The organism is Shewanella japonica (assembly GCF_002075795.1).
GTDB classification, from domain to species: Bacteria; Pseudomonadota; Gammaproteobacteria; order Enterobacterales; family Shewanellaceae; genus Shewanella; species Shewanella japonica.
The window spans coordinates 3,084,084-3,109,331 of sequence record NZ_CP020472.1 but is presented as its reverse complement, the minus strand read 5'-3'; the positions used below and the strand labels follow the sequence as shown (position 1 = coordinate 3,109,331).

Here is a 25,248-nt window from a genome sequence, read left to right as displayed (position 1 = left end):
CATGTTGATAGGTAAGTTGTGAATTTCAGTAATATCACTTGGCTCGATGAAAAAGGGCACATAAAACCCCCCATTTTTTTATATCTAATACTGGTCTTTCTGGCTCGTGGTTGGTGTGTTTTTATCGCATCACTCACTCAGTTTAATGATCGTGCTGGCTTAGTACGATTATTTTATCCCGAGAAATCTGACTTCCTAATGGCATTAATGGCTGGCGTCGGCGCTGTTATCATTTACGGGCTGATTATAGCGGAAAGAAAACGGGCGCCTCAGCTCGCAAGACCTTTTTTTAATAAGATTAAATATGGAATTTGGTTATTATTGATTGTCGATGCCATCATATTGAATCAGCGACTTGTTCATGATGACTTTTTGTTTCGTGTGAGCTTTGCGCTTGATGCGTTATTTATTTTCTGGTCTGCAATTTATTTATTAAAATCAAAACGGTTACATTACTATTTTAAAGATTGGCAAAATGAAACTGACTATCTTAATGCTGAGCAACATCATCAAAAAGACAGTAATACCGAATTGATTGAAAAGACGCTCGATGCGCATCAAGCAAAACAATATAATCGACCGAAAAATCCGTCCGCAATTGAGCAAACTCACGAAAAAAACTAGCGGTTTTATCAACTTGTTAGATAAGCTGCAATATTTTTGACGTTATTTATAGTATATTTGATGCAATACGTTACATTTATCATAATGTGAATTAACGATTATTGAATTTCGCATTAATATGAACTGTATGGATTGCAAAGGTAGCTAATAGTGTCAAAAACGGAACCTATCAATATTCCCTTGTCGCAAATTGTTGTCGGGCTAACGGTAAAGCTGCCTTTGTCGTGGTTTAACAATCCATTTTTTCGCAACAAAGTCCCTGTTACCTCGCAAGCTGAAATCGAATTAATTAACAGTTTGGATATTAGTTACGTTACCGTTATTAGCGGGATGCATTTATTAGCTGATGATGAGCCTGAAGAAGTGGTTGAGGCTATCGAGCCTGTCGTTGAGTTTGATATTCAGGGCGCCATCAGAAAATCAATACGTTCAAGCCAACAGCGCTTTAATAAAGCCGCCAGCGATTTGAGACCCGCTTTCAGTAAAGTCGTCAGTGACGCCGAAGTGTCTTATCGTGAATCTGCGTCTGTGGTTGAACAGTTAATGACGCATCTTACTGAAACTCAGCATCCTGAGTTTGTGCTTGTAACCAGTGTGGATAAAGAGCCTAGTATGACCCAGCACAGCGTATCTGTTGCTGTATTGTCTATGATGATGGCAAAAAGTCTTGGGCTAACACCTACTGAGCTTAGAGATATTGCATTGGGTTGTGTGTTTCATGATATAGGCAAATTAAAAATCCCTGATGCAATTCGACGTAAGCGCACGGATCTAACTTCTGTAGAAATAAATTACCAAAAAACGCACCCTAATTTGGGTTATGAGATGCTCAATCGCAGTGGGTTATTTCCTGCGCCTATGCTGAATATTGTATTGCATCATCACGAATTCATTGATGGCAGCGGTTACCCTGATAAATTGTCTGGGAAAAAAATTCCAGCATTAACTCAAATTGTTGCGCTAGCTAATGATTATGCAGGGTTATTACTGAAAACGGGTTCGCCTCAAGTGGCATTAGGAACCTTGTTCAAAACCCGAGTCGGTAAGCATGCAAAGGAATACATTGAAATATTGGTCAAAGTGTTGGGCATTTATCCACCAGGCTCTGTTGTAAAGTTATCTGATGGCCATTTTGCAAAAGTTATCATGACATCTCGCCAATCAAAATTACCCCAAGTTTATAGCTGTAATGAACGAGGAGGCCAATCTGCCATCCGCTGTTTAACAGATGAAGGTGTGAGCATCGTTGAAACTGTTAAGATAGATACATTACCTGAAAAAGTCATCGATACGCTTCAAGCTAAAAGTCCTGTTTGTTTTTATGTAAGCCATATTGAAGATTAAACAAGTCACAAGTTTATTCAGTAACAGCAGTATTCTTATCACTCAACAGGTAACTCATCGCCAAAACCGAAACTGAGTAAGCCCTAATAGGATTGTTTTAACATTGCATAAATTGTTGAAAGCCCTGTTCAATATTACTAAACACGCTTTATACTCGCTCATTCTATAAGTTAATCTCCCACCTAAGAATCATTGAATACGGAAGTGAAAGTATGAACGATATTGCGATTGTTGGTTGCGGCTGGTTCGGATTACCTCTGGCAAAACTACTTGTCGAGCAAGGCTTTAATGTTTCAGGAACAAAGCGGACGGCTGAAGGATGTGCGTCGCTGTTATCGCATAAAATTAATCCTTTTGAACTCGATTTAAGTACCATCAATGATAATGAACTCGAGTCAAAGGCAATGACGTATGCGGGGCTTTTCGATGCAGACATGTTAATCGTGAATATTCCGCCTGGACTCAGACGTGGAGAAAGTCAGTACCTGCCCCATGTTCAGCGATTAATTTCATTGATTGGTGAGCGTCAGTACCAGCGTGTAATCTTTATTAGTACCACTGGGGTTTATCCTGCCATTGATAAAGATATGACAGAAAATGATGCACAGGTTTATGATGATAAAAGTGCCATATTACTTAAGGCTGAATCGCAATTTGCTGCTATGAACAACAGCTGTATTCTTCGTTTCTCTGGTTTAATTGGCCCCAAAAGGCATCCTGGTAAGTTCTTTGCTGGTAGAGAGAATATTGCAGGGGGTAATGTTGCGGTAAACCTAGTTCACCTTGATGATTGTATTCAAGCGGTGACGTCAATTGTGAAGGCAACAAGCGCTCACCAAGCTGTAAATGAGACCTATAACCTTGCCGCGCCTAAGCATCCGACTCGCAGCGAATTTTATCGGTATGCAGCTAAGCATTTGGGATTAGCCGAGCCAAGCTTTAATGACGATAAACAACCCAGCAAAGTGATTGTTGGTGATTTAATTTGCCAGCAACTAGCATTCAACTACATTCATAGCGACCCGATGTTGATGCTAGATGCATGCTAAGGCTTTAATGATGACAAGCAACGCAGTAAGCTTGCATGATTCAATGCGTTTTAAGATTGGTATTAATCCCTGAACAGGTATAATACGCAGTATATTTATGATTAAAGGCCAATATTGAATGAGCAGCGACGTTGCAGAGTTTCCACTATTGAGTGGCGATGAGTTTGTAGAGTTATATAAAGTATTAAAAGTACAAGGTTTAGTAGATGGTGGCGGCGCAGCTAAGCACGTTATCTCTGAGGGTCTTGTAAAAGTAAACAACGACGTTGATACCCGCAAACGCAAGAAGTGTGTGGTTGGAGACGTAATCGAGTTTAATGGTGAACGTATTAAAATCGTTGCCAGCGTATAAGGATACAATCATGCAATTCCCAGATGATGATAATGGTAAAATGCTTGCGGCGATGGCCGAATCAGGTATTGATTTAAGCGTTGCACTAGATGTTGATTTCTTTTTGATTTTTGATGATCAACGTGATGCTGAATCAGCGCTTGAAGCGTTAGCGCAAACGGATCTAAAAGGTGAGCTTGAGCTTAACTTTAGTGAAGAGATTGAAAAGTGGGAGCTGATTGTTTGTCTGAATATGGTTCCAGCATATGAAACTTTAGTCGCAAAAGAAATTGAGCTAAATGATTTTGCTCAAGAGTTTGATGGCATGACAGATGGTTGGGGCGTGATGCAACACCAAGAGGGTGATGACGAATTTGCTGACGATGACCATGAGTGTGATGATAACTGCTCGCATTCTCACTAGTCAGACATCACGTTAACGCTGTTAGCTCGATGAGCTCGCATTCATTGCTAATTATGGCTTGCTAAACCTAGATGAACTATGTCTTATCTCAGTGAGCAGTAAGCAAGAATAATATGATGTAATGGCTGTTAAAATTATGAAAACAAAAACCACCTTTAAGGTGGTTTTTTTGTGCCTTTCTATTATAGGATGTAGCCACATGCAGAAATAATAATTATTAGTGGAGTCGCATTCTCAATGGCAAGACATATTAGCTTTGGTACCCCAGTTAACGACGCCGAACGTTGGGCATTCTCTTTATTATCAGACGAACTTCCTGAAGATTATTTACTTCTCACAAACGTTGAAATTCCAACTCATACCGGCCAAGCCATGGAAGTTGATGCCTTAGTTGTGGGTGAATTTGGCGTTTATGTTGTCGATGTAAAAGGCTACATCGGTCGATTGAATGCAGGTCTCCATGCTTGGTCACTCGATGGACGCCATGTTGATAATAGCTTGTCTAAAGCTAACTATGTTGCTCGAGTCCTTGCGGGTAAGCTTAAAAATAAAATTCCAGTGGGGGTTTACGCTCCTTGGTGTCAAGGCATGGTGTTTGTTACTGGCCGAAAAGGGGAAGAAATTCTGGTCGAGAAAGACACCGGAAAACTAAGTATTTATACCCCAGCGAAAATCATTGAAGCATTGACAAAAGAGTGGGGCTTGACGGCGCCTCATATCCACCCTGTAACTGAAACGCAAAAAGAAATGGTGTTGGATACGATTGGCCAAGTGGCGTTAGTTGAGCAGCGTAATAATAAGATCCAAGATTTTATTAAGCTTAAATGTCTCTTTTTACAACAAGGTTTAGAGGTTTGGCAATCTGAGTACAATCCAGGTGGTTGGACAGCCCCTTGGCTGTTAAAAATTCTCGTGACAAGCCAGTTTGAGCACAGTATTGATGCAACTAACCATGAGCAAAAACTTAGAGATGAATTTAAGCGTATTCAGTCATTATCAGGCTGCAGTTGTGTTCCTTTTTGCGCGCCGTTAATTCAAGATGGTGAGCAAGTTGTGCTACCGATAAGAATGCCACGTGGTGTGCCGCTTAATATTTTTGAAGTAGATAAACAAACCACCTATCAACTACTTGAAATTCTAAGACGCAGCGTGACAGGGCTTCAACAGATCCATCGTCGAGGTTATACCATCGGTGGCTGGGCCGACAATTGTATCTTTATCTCAGAAGATGCTGATGTTGAATTTATTGATATTAAAGATTCACTTAACACCAGCGAAGATATTAAAGCCTATGCGCAAGCGTTTTTATCTTTAGCTGAAAAAACACTGCAGCCTCGAATTTACCAATGGTACCGCGCTGCAGCCAATGGCAGCACGATAGATTTAGATGTCATTCGCTGTGATTTATCGGCGTTAATTGACTTGGGTGTATGTGATACCCTGCCGCAGAAGGTCGAAATTGAAAAAGGTGCTGTTATTGACCATCACTATCGGTTAGATCATTTTATCTCGGCCACTTCACGTAGTCAGTTGTGGCGAGCATTGCATATCCAAGGTAACTACCCTTGCTGTGTCAGTGTCTATCAAGATGTTGACAATCAATGGCACACGTTAAGTAATATGTATCGTAGTTTAGCGAAGATTTATCATCCTCATGTAGAACGAGTATTAGCGTTTGGACAGTTACCTCAATCTGATGACTTGTTTATCGCACGTGATTGGGTTCAGGGTGTTGGACTTGATGAAGTGCAAACTATCGAGGTAGGCCAACCTAGATTATGGTTTGTGCAACTGTTAACTGCGCTGCAATATTTACATAGTCTAGATATACACCATGGAGCCATTTGCCCTAAAAACATCATTTGTCGTGATGAAAAAGCCACATTAGTGAACTTTGGTATTGGTTCTGATATTGCGGCAACTCATTATGCCGCGCAATATGCCGATCCGACACTTTGGTCGGTCGAAGGTGATGCAGAAAAAGACTTGTACGGTTTAGTAGCAAGTTTTATTGATGCGATGGCACCTGAGTCGATTAAACAGGGCTCTTCTGCAGATGCGATGCTGCGAGCACTAGAGCAACATGATAAGCAATGGCTTGGTGAAGCATTTTACGATGCTTGCTATAAAATTTTAAAATTTGAAATGCGCATAGTGCCTAATGTGAGTTACGCTAAGCAATTAGGTCTTGATGAACAAGAGCTTGAAAATTCAGGCTTATAAACAGTATTTTACAAGGGTGCAATTAAGGATGTTTGCACCCAATACTTGCTTTACCAGCAATAATAAATGAGGGAAATAATGATAATAAACCGTGTCACAATGTCAGACATTGACGATATCTTGCCGCTCTTTTCGCAATATATGTTTTTTTATGGTGTTGAGTTACCAAAAAATCAATATATCGAGTATTTAACCGCGCGTTTGCGTGAACAAGAAGCTTTCATTTTTGCAGCGTACGACGAAGCAAGTAATCCCGTTGGTTTCGTATTAAATTATCAAAGCTTTTCAACAGTTGAGCTAGGTAAGATTTTGGTGCTTAACGATTTGTTCGTTGATCCTGACGCTCGAAATCAAGGCGTTGCCAATCGATTAATTCAGTGCTCTATTGAGTTAGCAAGAGGCCTGAATGCAGTAAGAGTGGATTTAGGGACTGCAAAGGTTAACTTTCCTGCCCAATCGGTTTATGAAAAAATAGGCTTTGTTAAAGACACGCGATTTTTCTCTTACAGTTTATCTATTAACGACCATCAAGCTGTTTGTTAAGCTGCATTCGGTAATAAACCTGTTGGCATTAACGGATTATCTCAATTAGCAGGTTTACGCTTTACTGAGCAAAAAATAATAAATATAAAAGTAGGTCCTATATGCAACAAAGCGAAATGTATCACATTGGCCGTAAGGGTCAGAAGTGGACTGATGAAGATAAGCAGCAATGGTTTTCGCTGCAACAAATTAAACGCAGTTATCAGCAAGAGGTTGTGAGTAAAATAGAAGCATTAGCAAGGTCTTTTACTGTTACTCAATATGGTGCGCTATCGTACGATGAAGCTAAATACCCTTTATTTCTTATCAAAGGTGAGTGGGATGCCAAAAAGCCTGTTGTGCTTGTGACTGGTGGCGTTCATGGCTATGAAACCAGTGGTGTTCAAGGGGCGATTCGTTTTGTCGAAACTAAAGCCAAAGCCTACGCAGAACATTTCAATTTAGTCATAGCACCATGTGTTAGCCCATGGGGTTATGAGACGATCAACCGTTGGAACCCTAACGCAGTCGATCCTAATCGCTCATTTTACCCTAATAGCCCAGCTGAAGAGTCTGCTTCATTGCTTAACGCTGTGTCAGATTTAGGTGTCGATTTTCTTGCTCATATTGATCTGCATGAAACCACAGATACTGATAATTCAGAATTTAGACCTGCGCTTGCCGCTAGAGAAGGCACAGTTAATCATAACTGGAATATTCCAGATGGTTTTTATTTAGTTGGTGATTCTGAAAACCCACAGGATGAATTTCAAACAGCGATTATAAAAGGCGTTGCTGCAGTGACGCACATCGCGCCTGCAGATGATGATGGCAAATTGATTGGTGTTGAATTGTCACAGTTTGGAGTGATTAACTATCCGTGTAGTGAACTTGGCTTATGTGCAGGGTTAACCCAAGCTCAATACAAAACCACGACCGAAGTTTATCCGGACAGTCCGCTATCAGATGACGAAAATTGTATTTTGGCTCAAGTGGCGGCGATTTGCAGTGGTTTAGATTATTTGCTGGCAAAGCGTTAGCAACATAAGTTGCTTGTTTATTGGCTAGCTAGCCAGTTGATATCACCAGCTTTTCGTTTTTAAAGATAAAACCTACCTATTGGTAGGTTTTTTTATGGTGTTTTCCGGTGATGCTGTGGCGATCTTGATCACGGAATCCGCCATAAGCATGCACTAAGCAGACTGTGATTTTTTTTGTTAGACACTGATCACACTTTTGGTTGCTCATAAACATTCTTTTTTAAGCGGTCTAGAACATAAAATGCGATAAATGAAACTTTATTACCACACATCGCTCATGGTTATTGTTCGTTGTAATCACAAAAAAGGTATTTGGTGAGTTGTTTGTCACATTGTTAACTTGTTAGGGTGTAATTAATTAACCATAAAACAAAGCTTTATCTTCTTTATGAGTGTGATCTACATTGTCCACATTAAAAAATAAGGGAGGGCGCTTCAATGGAAAACATACCCAATAAGTCACCTACAGAAGTGACTAATAAACGACATTTTATTATTTTGTTTAGCAACATCGCACTATTTGCGTTGTTGTATAACTTTCTGCCATTTGAACAAGGCATTAATACAGGGCTATCACTGCTTATTTTTGCTGCGATTTTGTGGCTGACTGAAGCGATTCATATCAGTATTACGGCAATATTAATACCTATTTTGGCCGTGTTCTTGGGCGTATTTGATACCCAAACAGCAATGAGCAATTTTGCTAACCCTATTATTTATTTGTTCTTTGGTGGCTTTGTATTAGCTGCAGCATTAAATCATCAGGGTATTGATCGTTTAATTGCCCAAAAAGTGTTGTTGTTCTCTAAAGGTAAGTTAGGTATCGCGTGTCTATTGTTGTTTGTGGTTACTGCAGTATTGTCGATGTGGATCAGTAACACTGCCACCGCAGCTATGATGCTACCTCTAGCGCTTGGTATATTGCATCAATTAGATTTTAAAGAGCATAAAACCACTTATTTGTTTGTTTTACTTGGCATTGCTTATTCAGCAAACATTGGCGGTATTGGTACATTAGTCGGCAGCCCGCCAAATGCTATTGCTGCAGCGCAAGTTGGTTTAACGTTTAGTGACTGGTTAGCGTTTGGGTTACCGACAGTCGCGCTAATGCTACCTGCGATGCTGGTGGCGTTATATATCTTTCTGAAACCTGATTTATCAGCAAGGTGTGAACTGAAAGCTGAAGATACGTCACTTTCATTAAGTGGCAAGCTGACCTTAGTGATATTTCTTGCGACGGTTTGTTGTTGGATATTCAGTAAGCCGATTTCTCAGGCCTTAGGTGGAATTAGCAAATTCGACACGATTGTCGCTTTAGGTGCTGTCGTGGTGCTTGCGAGCTTAAAACTGGTTGATTGGAAGAAAATTGAATCAACGACAGATTGGGGCGTACTGATTTTATTCGGAGGTGGGTTAACCTTGAGTGCGGTGCTTAAAGCAACAGGCACCAGTGTATTCTTAGCACATTTTGTGACTGATATTTTCGGTAACGCGCACATGGCATTGTTTATTATTGCAGTGATTGCCTTTGTGGTCATGCTGACAGAGTTCGCCAGTAATACCGCAAGTGCTGCGTTATTAGTTCCTGTTTTTGCCGCAATTGCAGAACCATTAGGCTTGTCACCTGTAATGATTTCGGTGGTGATTGGTATAGCGGCTTCTTGTGCGTTTATGTTGCCTGTAGCAACTCCGCCTAACGCGATTGTGTTTGGTTCGGGCTATATTAAACAATCAGAAATGATGAGAGCAGGTGTCATTATTAACTTTATCAGTATGTTTGTGCTCTTTATGATCACTAACTTCTTTTGGGGTTTTTAAGCCATAGACAAAAATAGCGTTAACCAAAAAGCAGCTTAGGCTGCTTTTTTGCTATTTGCAGTTTAATTAACCGCCAAAAATGTTAATGAATTCTTGCAATTAGTTTTGTAAATTTACCAATTTTACGTTTGTAACAGATAGCTTTTGAATTTTGTATTTAAAGCAGGTCTAATGGCCTATTAATAATAATTTAAGATCAATTTCATGTTCGAACTCACCCTACAGATCGCAGTCATTTTATTCTTTGTTGCCATTTTAGCAGGCTTTATTGATGCCATTGCTGGTGGCGGTGGTTTACTGACTATTCCTGCATTAATGTGGGCAGGGTTACCTCCTGCAGCGGCGCTTGGTACCAATAAACTACAAGCCTGTGGTGGTAGTTTTTTTGCCAGTTTGTATTTTATACGCAAAGGCATGGTTGATTTAAAGCAAGCTAAGTTGTCTATCGTCTGTGCTTTTGCTGGCGCAGCAGTGGGAACTATCATAGTTCAAATGATTGATGTGTCCGTGCTTGAGTTAGTCTTGCCATTTTTGATTCTGGCTATCGGTTGTTATTTTCTATTTTCTAAAAAAATATCCGAAAACGATAAGCAGCAAGTATTAACACCGACTGTATTCGCCTTTACAGCAGCGTTAGGGGTAGGGTTTTATGATGGTTTCTTTGGGCCTGGAACGGGCAGTTTTTTTGCATTGGCATTTGTTTCGTTAGCGGGCTATGGCCTTGCTAAAGCAACTGCTCACGCCAAAATCCTAAACTTTGCTACCAACATTTCATCATTGATTTTCTTCTTGATTGGTGGTCAAGTTGCGATTGTACTTGGTTTGATTATGTTGGTAGGCCAAGCCATTGGGGCAACGTTAGGCTCACGACTTGTGATGACGAAAGGGGTAAAAATTATTAAACCTTTAGTGGTTACTATGTCATTTTTGATGAGCTTTAAGTTACTGTGGTCTCAATACGGTTAGGCGTATCCTAACACTAAGGTATTCGCTTTCAGGTATATCCTGTTACTACACATTCAACAGTTATTGAAATAGGTTTTCATGCGCATTATTCACACTTCAGATTGGCACCTTGGGCAAAATTTTTATGGTAAAAGTCGTGCACATGAACATCAATTATTTATGCAGTGGCTGCTTGAGCAGATTGGTGAACATGATGTCGATGCGCTAATTGTAGCGGGTGATATTTTTGATACTGGCACACCACCAAGTTATGCCCGCAGTTTATATAATCAGTTTATTGTCGATATACAAAAAACTGGCTGCCAGCTTATTGTATTAGGCGGTAATCACGACTCAGTGGCAACACTTGGTGAATCAAAACAATTATTGGCTTGTCTCAATGCAAGTGTTATCCCCGGCGCGTTAGATGATGTTCGCGAACATGTATTGTTAGTGAAGGATAAAAGCCAGCAACCTTGTGCCATTGTTTGCGCTTTACCTTATTTGCGCCCTAGAGATATGGTATTAAGTCAATCAGGTGAATCTAGCTCAGATAAACAGCGCAAACTAGGTAACGAAATTGCTGCGCTTTATCAATCCTGCTTTGAATACGCACAAACATTGAATAGTGAACAATCACAAGCTTTACCTATCATTGCGACCGGCCACCTCACCACAGTTGGGGCAAGTACGAGTGAATCAGTACGAGATATCTATATCGGCAGTTTAGATGCGTTTAATGCATCGTTATTCCCTGCAGCCGATTATATTGCGCTTGGGCACATTCATCGACCTCAAAAAATTGCCAAAACGGAGCATATTCGTTATAGCGGTTCTCCGATCCCATTAAGTTTTGATGAACTTGCAGGTCAAAAGAGTGTTTTTTTAGTGGATTTTGACAAGGATAAATTAGCTCAGGTTACACCACTTGAAGTGCCTCGCTTTCAACCTATGGCAAATATTAAAGGTAGCTTGACTGAAATTGAGCAGCAATTGTCTGAGTTTTCGCTAACACCAACAGATGGTTGTCATCAGGATATTGAGTTAACTTGGCTTAGCATTGAGGTGGCGCAACAAGACTTCTTGAGTGATTTACAAACACGTATTGCGGATATTACCGAGCCTTTAGCGGTTGAAGTCCTGCAATTAAAGCGTGCAAGGCAGCAACGTCATCAACAAATTGAGCAACTTGAAAATGAAACGTTATCAGAGTTGTCCGTGAATGATGTATTTGAGCGACGTTTAGCACAAGAGGACTTTACTGAGGCTGAGCAACAACTGCGGCTTGAAAGAGTGAAGTCACAGTTTGCCCTAGTGGTATCTCAAGTTGCCGAGCAATCAACGCTGGAGGATAAATAATGAAAATCCTCAGCCTGAGATTTAAAAATATAAACTCATTAAAAAATGAATGGAAAATAGATTTTACTCAATCGCCATTTAAAGAAAATGGACTGTTTGCGATTACAGGGCCGACAGGTTCGGGTAAAACCACGATTTTAGATGCCATTTGCTTAGCGTTATATCATCGCACCCCCAGATTAAAAGTGATTTCAAAATCCACGAATGAATTGATGACCCGAGGTACCAGTGAGTGTTTAGCGGAGGTTGAGTTTGAAGTGAAAGGGAAAGGTTATCGCGCCTTTTGGAGTCAACGCCGCTCACGTGGTCAAATTGATGGCAATTTACAAGATGCACAGGTGGAATTAGCTGAACTTGATTCTGGTAAAATTATCGCTAGCCAGGTAAAGCAAAAGACCGAGCTAACTGAAGCTATAACCGGATTAGATTTTGCTCGCTTTACCAAGTCGATGATGTTATCGCAAGGTCAGTTTGCCGCATTTTTAAATGCGGATGCTAATGATAGGGCTGAGTTACTCGAAGAGTTAACGGGAACTGAAATTTATGGTCAGATTTCAGAGCAAGTGCATGTTAATTTTACACAAGCGAAACAAGCCTTAACCTTACTTGAAGCCAAAACTGATAATGTAGAACTGTTATCTGATGTGGATATTGCTGAAAAAAACGAACAGCTAAGCGAAGGTGAGCTGCAATCTGCTAAGTTACAAAGCCTGTTAAATCAGCAACAGCAGCAACTTAATTGGGCAAAACAGCTTGAACAAAACACCGCAAAACTGACAGAAAGTGAACGTGAACTGGACGTTGCACAAAGCGAATTGACCGCCCAAGCAGAGTCACTCGCTAAACTAGAAGCAAGTGAGCCGGCTCAGATGCTTGCTCCATTATTTGAAAGCTTAACCAAATTCGAACAGCAGCAAAATCAACTGCAAACAGAGCAACTGACACTATCCCAAGCGCAGCAACAGTCGCAATTATCCCTTGAAGCCGCTAAGACAGAACATCTAAAACGACAAGAGCAGTTTGATTCAGTAAAGCTGCAACACACTGAGTTGCTCACCTTGATTGAGGAGCAAGTTCAACCGCTTGATAATAAAATTGAGCAACTGAATTTTCAATGTGATCAACAGTCGAAAAATAAGCATCAACAAACAATTCAACAACAAAAAATCACAGAGTCTCAGCTTGAGCTAACTCAAAACTTAAATCAGTTAAACCAGTCACTTTCAGATAATGACAAAGTGATTGCCCTGTATCCTCAAGGACAATTAATTCAAAGCAATATTGCAGCTTGGCAGCAGCAAGCAATTAATTTGTCAGGATTACAGCTGAAAAAAAATGAATTATCGCAGTTAATTTCAACGCTATCTCAGCAAGACATGCTTAACCAACAGCAGTTGGTGCAGCAAAATGAGGCTTTAGCGTCACTTATCGCTGAATTACAGACAAAGCAGTTAGCATTAACACATAGTGAGCAGCAATTAACTCAGTGTTTAGGTACAAGCTCAGAAGCGGATTTACAAGCTCAGTACCAAAATTTGATTGAACAGCAAGTCTCCCGTACTAGATTACAGCAGTTACAAGTTGCACATACTGACTTAGTGACGCAAAGTCATAACGCGACTAATGAAAATCAGCATTTTGCTGCGCAGATCTCTGCGATTGCTCAAGAATTACAGCAAGTACGTAGTGCTTGGAGTGAAAAAAATCAGCAAGTTAAAGATTTACAAATGCTGCTTAAACAAGAGCAGCAAATCGTTAATTTAACCCAAGAGCGAGCTAAACTCATTCAAGGTGAGCCTTGTGCCCTGTGTGGTTCCAAAGAGCACCCTTTAGTTGAGCATTACCAAGCGCTTGATGTTTCTGATACCGAGGTACGCTTTGAAGCCAAGTCCGCAGAACTTGAATTAATTAAGCGTCAAGGTGAGCAATTAAAGCTGAAGCAAAGTAAGTTACAGCATCAACTTGAACTGTGCGCAGATAAACAATCGATGTTGCATCAGCAGATTCAAGATTGTTTGATTGAGTACCAGCAATTAGCTGAGCAATTATCTAAGCCAGAACTGATCGCCACAAAAGCTGAAATTGATGGCGCACTATTGACTCATTTTGTTGAACAATCGGCTAGTCGCCAACAGTATTTGCATCAGCAATTAACTGATATTCGAGAACTTACTCAGGTTAAACAATCCTGTGCTGAGCAATACCAGCAAACACTGACTTTACTAGAGCAGCAGCAACATCAATTACAACTTTTTACTCAGCAGCAGCAAAATCAGCAACAGCAATTAACTGAGTCAAAGCAGCAGCTTAGCCAAATACAGCAAAACATTACTGAGCTCGAATCTAGCTGTCAGCAACAATTTTCTCAAGCTGGATTAGCTTTAAATGACTTTTCACAACTGGAAACCTGGTTAGCAGATTTACAAACCGATGTCGGTCAATGGGCTGTGGCAGTTGAGCAGCAAGGAAAATTAACTCAGCAGCAACAGTTATTAATGCAGCAAGCTCAAACACTCACTCAGCAGCAGGATGAGTTAATTCAGCAAATATCACAACTCGATGAGTTATTGCAGAAAACGGATCTTGAGTTAACGAGTGTAAAGCAGCAACGATTCGCTGTTTTTGGCGATAAACAAATCAGTCAAGAAAAGCAGCTTAGTCAGCAAGCGTTGCAGCAATCAGAGTTGCAATTCACTCAGCAGGCTCAAGTGCAAAGCAAACTACAGCAAGAGTTCGATAAACTCGCTGCACAAGAGCAGGCCGTCACACAGCAGCTAGAACGCACAGTCAATGAAGTATCCGAAGCTAGAAACACTTTTACCTTGGCTTTATCAACCAGTCCATTTGCTGATCAAACTGAATTTGAACAAGCGTTGATGCCTGTAGCGCAAAGACAAGCACTACAGCAACTTAAGCAAGGGCTAGATACTCGTATTTTGAAAGCTAGTACGGTTGTTGAGCAAACAAGGGCTCAACAGGCTGAGTTAGTTAAGTTGGGTGATGAATCTGAATATCATCAGGCAGATATTGCTGATGTTGCCATCATGCATGAGCAAACAGAAGCCCGTCTTTCAGCCATGAAAGAGCAGGTTTGGCAGTTAAAACACTTATTAAGTGAAGATGAGAAAAAGCGCACCACTCAACAAACCTTGGTGGCTGAGCTTACTCAAGCTAAACAGGACTTTGATGATATAGCTTATTTACACTCATTGATTGGATCGCAAAAGGGTGACAAATTCCGTAAGTTTGCTCAGGGACTCACTCTTGATCACCTTGTGGTGTTGGCGAATCGACAATTAGATAGGCTACAAGGTCGTTATTTATTAGAAAGAAAACAATCAGAAGCACTCGAGTTACAGGTACTGGATACTTGGCAGGGTGATGCTGTGCGTGATACGCGTACTTTATCTGGCGGTGAAAGCTTTCTTGTAAGTCTTGCACTTGCGTTGGCATTATCGGATTTAGTCAGCCATAAAACCAGCATTGACTCGTTATTTTTAGATGAAGGTTTTGGTACGCTTGATAGTCAAACACTAGATACTGCCCTAGATGCGCTCGATAACCTGAATGCTTCTGGCAAAATGATTGGGGTTATCAGTCATATTGAGGCGATGAAAGAGCGGATAAGTGTGCAAATTAAAGTAAATAAGATGAATGGCCTTGGGGTGAGTCGATTACAGGCTGACTATAAATTCGATTCAGCTGAGACATAATTTGTAGCTCAAGCCCGATTTATTATTACAATTGATTAGCCATTACGGCGAAAGCAAATCTCTCACTTACTGAAATATTCGTGCTGATTTCAGTAAGTTGAGGGAAATAGTTCTACCTAGATTTCATTAATCGTCATTAAATATGCACGACTTATGCAGTCTTGATATGGTTGCAAACTTCTAGTAACAGTCCCTTCCCATGCCATTTACTTTCGCTTTAGAAGTGTTCATTTGAACTGTGCAGAGTTCAAATTTATGCAGTTCAAACGATAGTTTATATTTTTATTCGTAACTATTTTTGATATAACAGTTCGCTAATATATCTTCTAGTGCTTAAGTACCCATTTTTAATATTCTATCGGTTTAGCTAAAAGGTATTATTTTTTATTCAGTATTAAGGCGGATGCAAGATTGCTTTCAGCAAATAAAAGCAGGGGCCAAGCTCGATTTAATAAGGTGCAAGCCTTACCTGCAATACACAGAAAATTATTACTTGCCAGCGTATTCGTAGTGGCAGCAGCTTTGTTGTGGCCAACACCGCAAGAGTTCTCTTCTCAACGCATTCCTGTGGCTTTAGACATCGAATCATTGATACCGAATTTATCTGATTCTGCACCAATAGATGTTATTGAGCCCGAAAAACCGAGTTTCGAACGTATTATTGAAAATGGCGACACATTAGGTCATTTATTCGAGCTTGCGGGCATTGGTCAGCAAACCATGTATAAAGTGCTTGAAGCTGATTTGAATGTACTTGCGTTAGATACCTTGGCAGTAGGTAATCGGATACAATTTTTTCAAGATGAACAGCAACAACTGACTAAGTTAGAACTGTATTTTAATCCTGCTTATCAGGTTGTTTTTACTCGTTTTGACGATGGTAGTTTTGGTGTTGAAGAAATCAATATCGAAGGTATTTGGCAAAATAGGATTATTAGTGGTGAAATCAATGGCTCATTTTACCTCTCCGCTCAACGTGCGGGGTTAAATGCTCGTGAAATTCAAACCATTGAAAACCTATTGTCGAGCAAATTAGACTTCTCTCGTGATCTGCGTGCAGGAGACATCTTTAATGTACTAATGAATGATCAATACATCGAAGGTGAGTCAACAGGTGCGACACAGTTACAAGCTGTAAGAATTAACACTCGTCGTAATAATGTGAATGCGTTTCAGAACGTGGATGGAAATTATTATGATGAACGTGGACAAGGGTTAGCGAGTGCTTTCCAACGTATTCCATTAGAGCGTCAATACCGTTTATCTTCCCGCTTCAATCCGACGCGTAAACACCCAGTGACTGGGCGTGTTTCGCCTCATAACGGTACAGACTTTGCCACCCCAATTGGAACTCGAGTCGTCGCTCCAGGTGATGGTGTTGTGTCTATGGTCACCAATCATAGATTTGCTGGAAAATATATCGTTATCGAGCATGATAACAATGTGAGAACCCGCTACTTACATTTATCTAAGTTTCTTGTGCGCAAAGGTCAGCGGGTTAAACGCGGTCAAGTTATTGGTTTAACAGGTAATACAGGGCGAGTGACAGGACCACATTTACATTACGAGTTTCACGTGAACGGTCGACCAGCAGATCCAATGCGAGTGAGTATTGTTGAAGCTTCGGTACTGCCTAAAAATCAAATGGACCAATTTAAACAATTGGTCAGCAGTAAAAAAATGATGATGGATCTAGGTTAATCTTTACAGGGTTAAGACCTTTGTATTAATCCAATATAAACCACTTTTAATTCGATATTAAAAGTGGTTTTTTATGTTCTCCAGTCTGTTTCAAACTTGTCGGATTTACCTGTATTACAGTGCTCGCAAAGAATTTGTAGGTTGTTTATGTCTAATTCGAGTTCTGGATGCTTTGATCGAGGTTTAATATGGTCTACATGCATAATGACATTATGTTCAGGAGAGCGGCCGCAACAGGCACATTTATTTCCGTATCGCTCAAAAGCCTCAGCTTTTAAGTCATTCCATTTTTTGCTGTTATAAAACGAAAGTATTTTGGGTTCATCATATGGTATCAGTTCCCACTCATGGTATTCAGTTGGGGAAATGTCAGGCCCCATTAACCCGACAGAATACCCCTGTTGACTATGTATTTTTAACCAGGAACGGATAGACTTTAGTGCAGCCTTTTCTGATTTATAATGCTTGGTTCTGCGCCCTTCACCTCTATAGGTTGCTACATACATGATAACGCTCCAATACTTTATTATTTAATCAGATTAATACGGTGACTTGCCTAACTCAATACATGTCAATAATAATCGTAAATCTAACTCAAGTTGATGATAATCCGCTGTCATATATTCACAGAGTTGGTAAAAGGCTTTGTTGTGCTCTTTTTCTCTTAGGTGTGCAAGTTCATGCACGACCACCATTCTCAATAATGGCTCAGGGATAAACTTAAGTTTTGATGAAATCCGAATTTCATTTTTAGCTTTAACTTTACTGCCCTGTACACGGTTAGCATAGGTATGAAGGCCTAACGCTTGATGGCTTAAACTGATTTTTTCATCAAAAATGACCTTTGACAAAGGATCTGATTGTTTTAGATAAGCCTGTTTATATCCCATCGCATAGTCATATAACGCTTTATCAGTGCGAATATCATGGATCCTTGGGTAGCGATTTAGTAAAAGCCTGCCGAGGGTATCGTTGGCAATATGATGTTTAACTTGTTCAATCGTGTTGGCTGAGTAGCCTTTGATGTATTTAAGCTGCCCCTCTTGTTGCTGTTTGGCTTTTACATCTTTACTGGTAACTAAGCTTGCCAGGGTATCTCTTGCGGCTGCCACTTTTGCAGAACTTACCTTAATGGGCATTTGGGGAGGTGCTTTTCGAGGCGATTTAGCAGGTTTGTTTGAGCTCATTGAGTTAGCTCGCTTGATAGGGGTGAATAGGGTGTTCTAATTATGAAGCCTACCCATTGATAATTAACGTGTTTGTTAAGTTAACAGGTAGGCTCGCAAATTTGTCTAGAGCTTAGACTTTACCGTACATACGACGATTTTGCTGTGCGTAAGCGGCTTCAAATGCTGGCAGCTGAACACGCTTTAGACCTAAAGTATCTAAATCTGCTTGAGGTGGATTACGCTTAAGCTCTTCTTTGATAATAACAGGGCTAATTATGCCAACAGGCAAGTCAGTGATTTGAATAGCGGTTTCGAGTTTAAAACTGGTCGCAGAGCCGGCGAACTTACCTTTTTGCTCACGTTCAATGATGACAATTTCATCTACTTTGTAATCTTCCATTAATTTGTGGAAAGCAAAGTGAAACTCACGGATTGATTCTGTTTCAGCTGATTTTGAAATGCTGAAAGAAATTTGACGACACTCAGGTACGTTGAATGTTTCCACTTCGTAAGTTAATAAGCTAATGATGGCTTCGCCACCTTTTAATTCCACACCACAAATTTTCATGTTTCACCTTACTGTTAATCTGGTTTAAATCTTTATCATGCCGATTTGCTGTTAAAACAGCATGATGTTTTAATGAGGTTTACTCTTCGCCAAGCTCGTGTTCATTGTCTTCAACAATGCTGTTGTCGTTTTCAACAATTTTGGCTGGCTTAGCTTTACGACGCATTGGCGCATCACCAATATCGACGCCAGTAATAAAGCGTTTATCCCGTTTAGGTGCAATTTTAGGCTTTTTAGCCATGTTACGCTTTTTATTGGCAGCTTTAGGGTCATTGGCCTTGGTATTTTTGTTACCCGTTTTTGGCTTATCTTTTAACCCTTTAAATTTTCCTTCAAGACCCTCTATGGTCGAAAAGTCGAAATTCTTGCGTAAAAATACTTGGATTTTCTTAAAGCTGTCCCAGTCTTTAGGACCGACTAAAGAAATCGCATCACCTTTAGCACCTGCTCGACCTGTACGGCCAATGCGATGGACGTATTCTTCGGCAAATTTAGGCATGTCAAAGTTAATCACTAATGACACGTTTAATAAATCTAGGCCACGAGAGGCGACATCCGTTGTAACTAATATTTTCTGCTGACCACGGCTAAATTTGTCCATGATCTGATTACGAGCTGATTGGTTTAAGTCACCACTTAATGCGGCAGTTTCCAATCCTTGCTCAGCAAGTAATTTAGCTAATCGGTCGGTATCAGCACGCGTCGCTGTAAATATGATGACCTGTTTATGCTGCTCGGTTTTGAGAATGTGCTGCAATAGGGCTTGCTTGTGATCTAAGTGGTCAACTAAATACACACGTTGCTGAATGTCTTTATGCTCGTTATGAGATGCCCCAATGGCTACATGGCTTGGCGTTTTTAGTAATGTGGCAGCAATATCATTAATATGGTCATGATCTAACGTGGCTGAAAACATTAATGTTTGTCGACGTTTGTGATCTGCAGCTTCGTTAATGGCTTTTAATTGCGGCGCAAAACCTAAATCAAGCATTCGGTCGGCTTCATCAAGAATAAGGAGCTCTAAGCCATTTAAGTAAAGATGACGTTGCTCTAAGTGATCAGCGATACGCCCGGGTGTAGCCACAATAAAGTGAGGGTCACGAGATAACGATTTAGCTTGATCATTAAAGTTTTCCCCTCCTAAAATACTGACCGCTTTATATTGGGTATTTGCCACTAATAAACGTAATTGACCGTATACTTGCTGAGCCAATTCCCTTGTCGGTAGTAATATCAACACACGAGGGTCTTTTTTAGAAAGCGCTTTTGTTGAAATAACACGCTGAAGTGCGGGTAACAAAAACGCCAAGGTTTTACCTGAACCGGTTTTTGAAGATGCCATTAAATCTTTACCTGCTAAGGCAATTGGCAGGGCTTGCTGCTGAATTTCGGTTGGCTCAGAAATGCCCATATGCTTTAGACTTTCAAGTAAGCGTTTGTCTAAAGAAAAATCGGTAAATAACAAAGGTAAATCCCCTAAAAAATGATAGCCAGATATTATAACGTGTATGCTAGGCGATAGCCAACAGCTAAAGGCTCAGTTATGCTGAGTTTATAAGATTAATTGAGTCAAATTAAGCTACAAGGGATGTAAAAGATGTCGGAGCATGAAAATGAGCCTACGGTGAATAAACCATTAAGAGTCGGTGTGGCACTGGGTAGTGGCGCAGCTAAAGGTTGGGCCCATATCGGTGTATTGAAAGAACTGGCTGAAATGGGAATACATCCAGATAAAATTGCAGGATGTTCAGTTGGTGCATTGGTAGGTGCAGCGTATGCCAATGATCATCTTGATGAGCTAGAAGCGTGGGTGCGTGGTTTTTCCAGTTGGGATGTTTTAGGTCTGATGGATTTAAGCTGGCGTAAAGGCGGGCTGATAAGCGGTGAAAAAGTTTTTGATGTGCTGGCTGGCCGAATTGGTGAGCTAAAAATTGAACAACTGAAAAAACCATTCTCAGCGGTGGCAACAGATTTATACTCCGGACAAGAAATTTGGTTTAAAGAAGGGGATTTACGACACGCTGTTAGAGCATCATGTTCAATGCCAGGGTTTTTACCACCTGTTCAACTAGAAGACAGATGGCTAGTCGACGGCGCTGTGGTGAATCCTGTTCCAGTATCAATGTGCCGCGCGATGGGAGTTGATGTGGTCATTGCTGTTGATTTAAACGGCCATCGCCGTAACAGTATGCATATGTTGCCACAACAGATGAAAAGCCGTGCTCCTACAGCGTTAGAAAAACAACAACAAGAAGCCAAAGAGCCAGACTCTGCTTTTATGGATATTCTGGGTAAAGGTAAAGAGTACATTGCTAGCTTTTCAGAGAAGTTTTCGATGTCGACTAAATCCCATCCAGGCATGATTGCAGTGATGTCTCAGTCAATGGATATTCTGGAGCAGCGCCATAAACGTGCAAGACTGATGGGCGATCCACCTGATGTTTGCTTAGTTCCACAGCTTGCTGATATTGGCACCATGGAGTTTCATCGTGCGGCAGAAGCCATTGAAGCTGGCAGGCAGTCTGTGCGTCAAACTGCTCATTTAATCAACTCTGCTTTAGGGCGATAACGTTTTTCAATTACTCGGTCAAGCTCTGTTTTGCCAAATAGTGCAGAGCTTGGCAGTAATATTTTTCATTTCACTTCCCCTCATCAAACTATGATCCAGATCATAGATTTCTAGTCTTCGTTATAGCTTAATACACCATATCTAGTGTTTATTGGTTTCTTGTTGTGGATATATAGTGTTTATATCCTGTGCATAAATGGAGTAAAAGTAATGCCTGTAGTAATTAAAAGGGACGGTTGTCGGACTGTATTTGATGAGTCTAGAATTAGGGATGCCATCGTTGCTGCTATGGCGACGGCTACAGGTCATGCTGATGTTGATTACGCCGCTACCATTGCGGGTGTAATCCGAAATCAAGTCGCGAACGAAGAAGAAGTACAAATTCACCATTTACAAGATTTAGTGGAAAATCTATTAATGGAAGGGCCTCATAAAGAGGTTGCACGTCATTATATTGAATACCGTCACGATCGTGATATTTGCCGTGAAGCAAAAAGTAAACTTAACTGTGAAATTCGTGGGTTAGTTGAGCAAAGTGATAGCTCAATTTTGAACGAAAATGCCAATAAAGACGCTAAAGTTATTCCTACACAACGCGACTTACTCGCGGGTATTGTAGCCAAGCATTATGCTAAATCACACTTGTTACCAAAAGACATTGTAGCTGCTCATGAATCGGGTCAACTGCATTATCATGATTTAGATTATGCGCCTTTCTTCCCGATGTTTAACTGCATGTTAATTGATTTAGCAGGCATGATGACCCATGGCTTTAAAATGGGTAATGCCGAAATTGATACACCAAAATCAATTTCAACTGCCACAGCGGTCACTGCACAGATTATTGCCCAAGTTGCTAGCCATATTTATGGCGGCACAACGATTAACCGTATCGATGAAGTGTTAGCGGAATTTGTGCAAAAGAGTTACCAGAAACAACTGGTGATTGGTAAAGAGTGGGGCGTGAGCGATGTGGAAGCATTTGCTATGGCGCAAACTGAAAAAGAATGTCATGACGCATTCCAGTCATTAGAATATGAAGTGAACACTCTGCACACTGCTAATGGACAGACTCCGTTTGTGACGTTTGGTTTTGGTCTAGGTACCAGCTGGGAGTCACGCTTAATTCAAAAGTCGATACTAACAGTACGTATGGCAGGCCTTGGTAAAAACCGTAAAACCGCGGTGTTCCCAAAACTTGTATTTGCTATTCGTGATGGCGTTAACCATAAAGCGGCTGACAGTAATTACGATATTAAAAAGTTGGCTTTAGAATGTGCCACGATGCGCATGTACCCTGATATTTTAAATTACGAGCAAGTTGAACGTGTTGCTGGTTCGTTTAAAACGCCAATGGGCTGTCGCTCTTTCTTAGGTACATATGAAGAGAATGGCGAGTTAATTCATGAAGGCCGTAATAATTTAGGTGTGGTTAGCCTTAACTTACCTAGAATCGCAATCGAAGCTAAAGGCGATGAAAAAGCCTTCTTTGCATTACTTGATGAGAGAATGACTTTAGCACGTAAAGCGTTAGATACTCGTATTGCTCGTCTTGTCGGTGTTAAAGCCCGCGTAGCGCCAATCTTATATATGGAAGGCGCATGTGGTGTTCGTTTAAAAGCTGATGATGATATTTCTGAAATCTTCAAAAATGGTCGTGCGTCTATTTCATTAGGTTATATCGGACTTCATGAGACAATTAATGCTCTTTACGGCACAGAAGAGCATGTATTTGATAGTGAGCTACTGCGTACTAAAGCCGTTGAAATTATTAATGTCATGAAGCGTGCCACGGAGTCGTGGAAGGCTGAAACAGGTTATGGCTTTAGTTTATACAGCACGCCAAGCGAAAACCTATGCAGCCGTTTTTGCCAGTTGGATGCTAAACAGTTTGGTGTGGTTGAAGGTGTGACAGATAAAGGCTACTACACCAATAGTTTCCATTTAGATGTGGAAAAGAAAGTAAACCCATACGATAAAATTGACTTTGAATTGCCATATCCTGAGCTAACAAACGGTGGATTTATTTGTTATGGCGAGTTCCCTAATATGCAACATAACGTTGAAGCATTAGAAAGCGTTTGGGATTACAGCTATAGCCGAGTGCCATACTACGGTACCAATACACCTATTGATGAATGTTATGATTGCGGCTTTGTTGGTGAGTTTAACTGTACAAGTAAAGGCTTTGTCTGTCCTAAATGTGGCAACCATGAGCCAAGTAGAGTGTCAGTAACTCGTCGAGTATGTGGTTACTTAGGTAGCCCAGATGCCAGACCTTTTAACCATGGTAAGCAAGAAGAAGTAAAACGCCGCGTTAAACATATCTAGTACTCGTTCTATGTCATATCAAAAACAATAAGGCGCTGAATAGCGCCTTATCTTTTGAGTGGCTAAAGTCTTAAAAGGGCGAGATCAAATAAGGCGAGTTGAAATAGGACTGCTAGGAATAAGTCACTAAGTGCTAGATATGGTATTAAACAGCATATTTTAAGACAGTTGACTCCAGTGCATTAGCTTTTTAAAGGTATAAAGTTATGAATTTTCATCAGTATTACCCAGTCGATGTGGTAAATGGACCTGGTACGCGTTGTACCTTATTCGTAGCTGGATGTGAGCACCAATGTCGTGGCTGTTATAACCAATCAACTTGGGATCCACGCTCAGGTAATGAATTTACTCAAGCAATGGAAGATCAAGTGATTGCAGATTTACAAGATACACGGATTAAACGTCGTGGTTTGTCTTTATCTGGTGGTGATCCTTTATTTGCGGATAATTTGCCTGCCATGTTAGCGCTAGTAAAAAGAGTGAAGCGTGAGTGCCCAGATAAAGATATCTGGTTGTGGAGTGGCTACCAATTAGCGGAAATGTCTTTAAAGCAGCAACAAGTACTAGCTTACGTAGATGTGTTAATTGATGGCAAATTTGAGCAAGATCTTGCCGACCCAAGCCTTAAATGGAAAGGTAGCGCTAATCAAGTGGTTCACGATTTGAGTCAGTTGATTGTGCTAAGTTAGTCGGCATATTTAACAACCGGTAATCGTTTCACCGATAATGACATTATTGTCTGTTCTGTCAAATACATAATAAGCAAAGCATTGGTCACTTACGCTGTAAGAAGGGTAATAAACTGCGACAGAGTTACCTGGGATATAGGCAACTCCAATGCTGGTGGGGCCACTGGAGCCTTCAAATAGCATGAAGCAAAAATCACTATTGGTAACACATTCTTTATCAGGTTGATTCTGGCCTTCATCTTGTAAGCTCGCATCAAGTAAATACGTCAATGCATCTTGATTATATAACCAAGGATGGCCAAATATGGTTTGGACAAATTCACCTGTTTCTAAATAAAATCCACCTTGGCTGTCAGTAGAGCTTGAACTACTATTTCGATCATTTTTCTCGATCCCTAATATGGCAGACTTGGCAAATACTAATTCATCAAAGCCTTCAAAAGCGCCAGATACACCTTGTATTCCTGATGCGTGAGCTTCATCAGCAACGGATAAAAACCTCGGTGCAGCAATAACAGCAATGATCCCCAATATAATGATGACCACAACTAACTCTATTAAAGTAAAACCTGCATGATGCTGGGTTTGATTAGATAGATTTTGATGTAAATTATTATTGTTATGCATATTAAAGAATATCCCAAAAGGAAAATTGAGTCCGTTAATCACTTGGCCACAGATCCATCAGGCTCAATTAATGATAGTGCATTTAACACCTTATTGAACTTAAAGGTCAATTTAGCTGCAGTAATGCACAAAATTATGCACTGTAACAAGTTTTGAAGTTAGCTTATTCAGCCGCTTTAGGTATATAATTTGCGTTCGAAAA

The 25,248-nt window shown here is 40.5% G+C and carries 20 protein-coding genes and 1 pseudogene; 16 read left to right on the top strand and 5 right to left on the bottom strand.

The window, feature by feature from the left end; genetic code table 11:
- Positions 1–18: 18 nt before the first annotated feature.
- The 13 genes and pseudogenes from SJ2017_RS13285 to SJ2017_RS13225 form a co-directional block, all read left to right on the top strand.
- Positions 19–480 (top strand): annotated as a pseudogene (locus SJ2017_RS13285) (DUF2919 domain-containing protein); the annotation flags it as partial.
- 294 nt (positions 481–774) lie between these two features.
- A complete protein-coding gene (locus SJ2017_RS13280) occupies positions 775–1,968 on the top strand; it encodes an HD-GYP domain-containing protein (protein WP_055024698.1) in 1,194 nt (397 codons plus the stop codon).
- A gap of 212 nt (positions 1,969–2,180) precedes the next feature.
- Positions 2,181–3,017 (top strand): SDR family oxidoreductase, encoded by an 837-nt coding sequence (locus tag SJ2017_RS13275; protein WP_080916065.1) that lies wholly within the window; start codon positions 2,181–2,183, stop codon positions 3,015–3,017.
- A 118-nt stretch (positions 3,018–3,135) separates the two neighbouring features.
- Positions 3,136–3,369: an RNA-binding S4 domain-containing protein gene (locus SJ2017_RS13270; protein ID WP_055024696.1), complete on the top strand. Its 234-nt coding sequence runs from the start codon at positions 3,136–3,138 to the stop codon at positions 3,367–3,369.
- Positions 3,370–3,379: 10 nt separating this feature from the next.
- Entirely contained in the window at positions 3,380–3,772 is a 393-nt protein-coding gene (locus SJ2017_RS13265) for a ribonuclease E inhibitor RraB (protein WP_080916064.1), read from the top strand.
- 237 nt (positions 3,773–4,009) lie between these two features.
- Positions 4,010–5,995, top strand: coding sequence for an NERD domain-containing protein kinase family protein (locus tag SJ2017_RS13260; protein WP_080916063.1), 1,986 nt, complete (start codon positions 4,010–4,012; stop codon positions 5,993–5,995).
- Positions 5,996–6,061: 66 nt separating this feature from the next.
- Entirely contained in the window at positions 6,062–6,538 is a 477-nt protein-coding gene (locus SJ2017_RS13255; RefSeq protein ID WP_338057669.1) for a GNAT family N-acetyltransferase, read from the top strand.
- A gap of 101 nt (positions 6,539–6,639) precedes the next feature.
- Positions 6,640–7,557, top strand: a complete 918-nt coding sequence (locus SJ2017_RS13250) for a M14 family metallopeptidase (protein WP_080916062.1) — start codon at positions 6,640–6,642, stop codon at positions 7,555–7,557.
- Positions 7,558–7,995: 438 nt separating this feature from the next.
- A complete protein-coding gene (locus tag SJ2017_RS13245) occupies positions 7,996–9,375 on the top strand; it encodes an SLC13 family permease (protein WP_055024691.1) in 1,380 nt (459 codons plus the stop codon).
- Between the two features lie 204 nt (positions 9,376–9,579).
- Positions 9,580–10,341: a TSUP family transporter gene (locus tag SJ2017_RS13240; protein WP_055024690.1), complete on the top strand. Its 762-nt coding sequence runs from the start codon at positions 9,580–9,582 to the stop codon at positions 10,339–10,341.
- A gap of 78 nt (positions 10,342–10,419) precedes the next feature.
- A complete protein-coding gene (gene sbcD, locus SJ2017_RS13235; RefSeq protein WP_065110591.1) occupies positions 10,420–11,679 on the top strand; it encodes an exonuclease subunit SbcD in 1,260 nt (419 codons plus the stop codon).
- A complete protein-coding gene (locus SJ2017_RS13230; RefSeq protein WP_080916061.1) occupies positions 11,679–15,392 on the top strand; it encodes an AAA family ATPase in 3,714 nt (1,237 codons plus the stop codon). Before sbcD ends, SJ2017_RS13230 begins: the two co-directional genes overlap by 1 nt.
- 411 nt (positions 15,393–15,803) lie before the next feature.
- On the top strand, positions 15,804–17,093 hold the full coding sequence (locus SJ2017_RS13225) for a peptidoglycan DD-metalloendopeptidase family protein (RefSeq protein WP_080916060.1): 1,290 nt from the start codon (positions 15,804–15,806) through the stop codon (positions 17,091–17,093).
- Between the two features lie 71 nt (positions 17,094–17,164).
- Here SJ2017_RS13225 and SJ2017_RS13220 read toward each other — a convergent pair whose 3' ends face one another.
- From SJ2017_RS13220 to SJ2017_RS13205, 4 genes are all read right to left on the bottom strand, one after another.
- The gene (locus SJ2017_RS13220; RefSeq protein ID WP_080916059.1) at positions 17,165–17,599 is read right to left on the bottom strand and encodes an HNH endonuclease; all 435 of its coding nucleotides are present in this window, start codon (positions 17,597–17,599) and stop codon (positions 17,165–17,167) included.
- A 33-nt stretch (positions 17,600–17,632) separates the two neighbouring features.
- Positions 17,633–18,232 (bottom strand): M48 metallopeptidase family protein, encoded by a 600-nt coding sequence (locus tag SJ2017_RS13215; RefSeq protein WP_080917482.1) that lies wholly within the window; start codon positions 18,230–18,232, stop codon positions 17,633–17,635.
- Positions 18,233–18,392: 160 nt separating this feature from the next.
- Positions 18,393–18,830, bottom strand: coding sequence for a DUF3010 family protein (locus tag SJ2017_RS13210; RefSeq protein ID WP_055024685.1), 438 nt, complete (start codon positions 18,828–18,830; stop codon positions 18,393–18,395).
- Between the two features lie 79 nt (positions 18,831–18,909).
- Entirely contained in the window at positions 18,910–20,295 is a 1,386-nt protein-coding gene (locus tag SJ2017_RS13205) for a DEAD/DEAH box helicase (protein WP_080916058.1), read from the bottom strand.
- Between the two features lie 132 nt (positions 20,296–20,427).
- On the opposite strand from SJ2017_RS13205, the gene rssA reads away from it, so the two are divergent.
- The 3 genes from rssA (at position 20,428) to nrdG (ending at position 24,419) form a co-directional block, all read left to right on the top strand.
- Positions 20,428–21,399 (top strand): patatin-like phospholipase RssA, encoded by a 972-nt coding sequence (rssA, locus tag SJ2017_RS13200; RefSeq protein ID WP_080916057.1) that lies wholly within the window; start codon positions 20,428–20,430, stop codon positions 21,397–21,399.
- Between the two features lie 210 nt (positions 21,400–21,609).
- Complete coding sequence (gene nrdD, locus SJ2017_RS13195) at positions 21,610–23,730, top strand: anaerobic ribonucleoside-triphosphate reductase (RefSeq protein WP_080916056.1); 2,121 nt, start codon at positions 21,610–21,612, stop codon at positions 23,728–23,730.
- Positions 23,731–23,936: 206 nt separating this feature from the next.
- Positions 23,937–24,419 carry an anaerobic ribonucleoside-triphosphate reductase-activating protein gene (gene nrdG / locus SJ2017_RS13190; RefSeq protein ID WP_080916055.1) on the top strand — a complete coding sequence of 161 codons (483 nt, stop codon included), beginning with the start codon at positions 23,937–23,939 and terminating at the stop codon, positions 24,417–24,419.
- Between the two features lie 9 nt (positions 24,420–24,428).
- Here nrdG and SJ2017_RS21870 read toward each other — a convergent pair whose 3' ends face one another.
- Positions 24,429–25,046 carry a prepilin-type N-terminal cleavage/methylation domain-containing protein gene (locus SJ2017_RS21870; RefSeq protein WP_055024680.1) on the bottom strand — a complete coding sequence of 206 codons (618 nt, stop codon included), beginning with the start codon at positions 25,044–25,046 and terminating at the stop codon, positions 24,429–24,431.
- Between the last annotated feature and the right edge of the window lie 202 nt (positions 25,047–25,248).

Bases quoted from the DNA above. Each gene is read 5' to 3' on its own strand.
- SJ2017_RS13275 (WP_080916065.1), top strand. From the start codon at position 2,181: ATGAACGATATTGCGATTGTTGGTTGCGGCTGGTTCGGATTACCTCTG.
- SJ2017_RS13270 (WP_055024696.1), top strand. From the start codon at position 3,136: ATGAGCAGCGACGTTGCAGAGTTTCCACTATTGAGTGGCGATGAGTTT.
- SJ2017_RS13265 (WP_080916064.1), top strand. From the start codon at position 3,380: ATGCAATTCCCAGATGATGATAATGGTAAAATGCTTGCGGCGATGGCC.
- SJ2017_RS13260 (WP_080916063.1), top strand. From the start codon at position 4,010: ATGGCAAGACATATTAGCTTTGGTACCCCAGTTAACGACGCCGAACGT.
- SJ2017_RS13255 (WP_338057669.1), top strand. From the start codon at position 6,062: ATGAGGGAAATAATGATAATAAACCGTGTCACAATGTCAGACATTGAC.
- SJ2017_RS13250 (WP_080916062.1), top strand. From the start codon at position 6,640: ATGCAACAAAGCGAAATGTATCACATTGGCCGTAAGGGTCAGAAGTGG.
- SJ2017_RS13245 (WP_055024691.1), top strand. From the start codon at position 7,996: ATGGAAAACATACCCAATAAGTCACCTACAGAAGTGACTAATAAACGA.
- SJ2017_RS13240 (WP_055024690.1), top strand. From the start codon at position 9,580: ATGTTCGAACTCACCCTACAGATCGCAGTCATTTTATTCTTTGTTGCC.
- sbcD (WP_065110591.1), top strand. From the start codon at position 10,420: ATGCGCATTATTCACACTTCAGATTGGCACCTTGGGCAAAATTTTTAT.
- SJ2017_RS13230 (WP_080916061.1), top strand. From the start codon at position 11,679: ATGAAAATCCTCAGCCTGAGATTTAAAAATATAAACTCATTAAAAAAT.
- SJ2017_RS13220 (WP_080916059.1), bottom strand. From the start codon at position 17,599: ATGTATGTAGCAACCTATAGAGGTGAAGGGCGCAGAACCAAGCATTAT.
- SJ2017_RS13215 (WP_080917482.1), bottom strand. From the start codon at position 18,232: ATGCCCATTAAGGTAAGTTCTGCAAAAGTGGCAGCCGCAAGAGATACC.
- SJ2017_RS13210 (WP_055024685.1), bottom strand. From the start codon at position 18,830: ATGAAAATTTGTGGTGTGGAATTAAAAGGTGGCGAAGCCATCATTAGC.
- rssA (WP_080916057.1), top strand. From the start codon at position 20,428: ATGTCGGAGCATGAAAATGAGCCTACGGTGAATAAACCATTAAGAGTC.
- nrdD (WP_080916056.1), top strand. From the start codon at position 21,610: ATGCCTGTAGTAATTAAAAGGGACGGTTGTCGGACTGTATTTGATGAG.
- nrdG (WP_080916055.1), top strand. From the start codon at position 23,937: ATGAATTTTCATCAGTATTACCCAGTCGATGTGGTAAATGGACCTGGT.
- SJ2017_RS21870 (WP_055024680.1), bottom strand. From the start codon at position 25,046: ATGCATAACAATAATAATTTACATCAAAATCTATCTAATCAAACCCAG.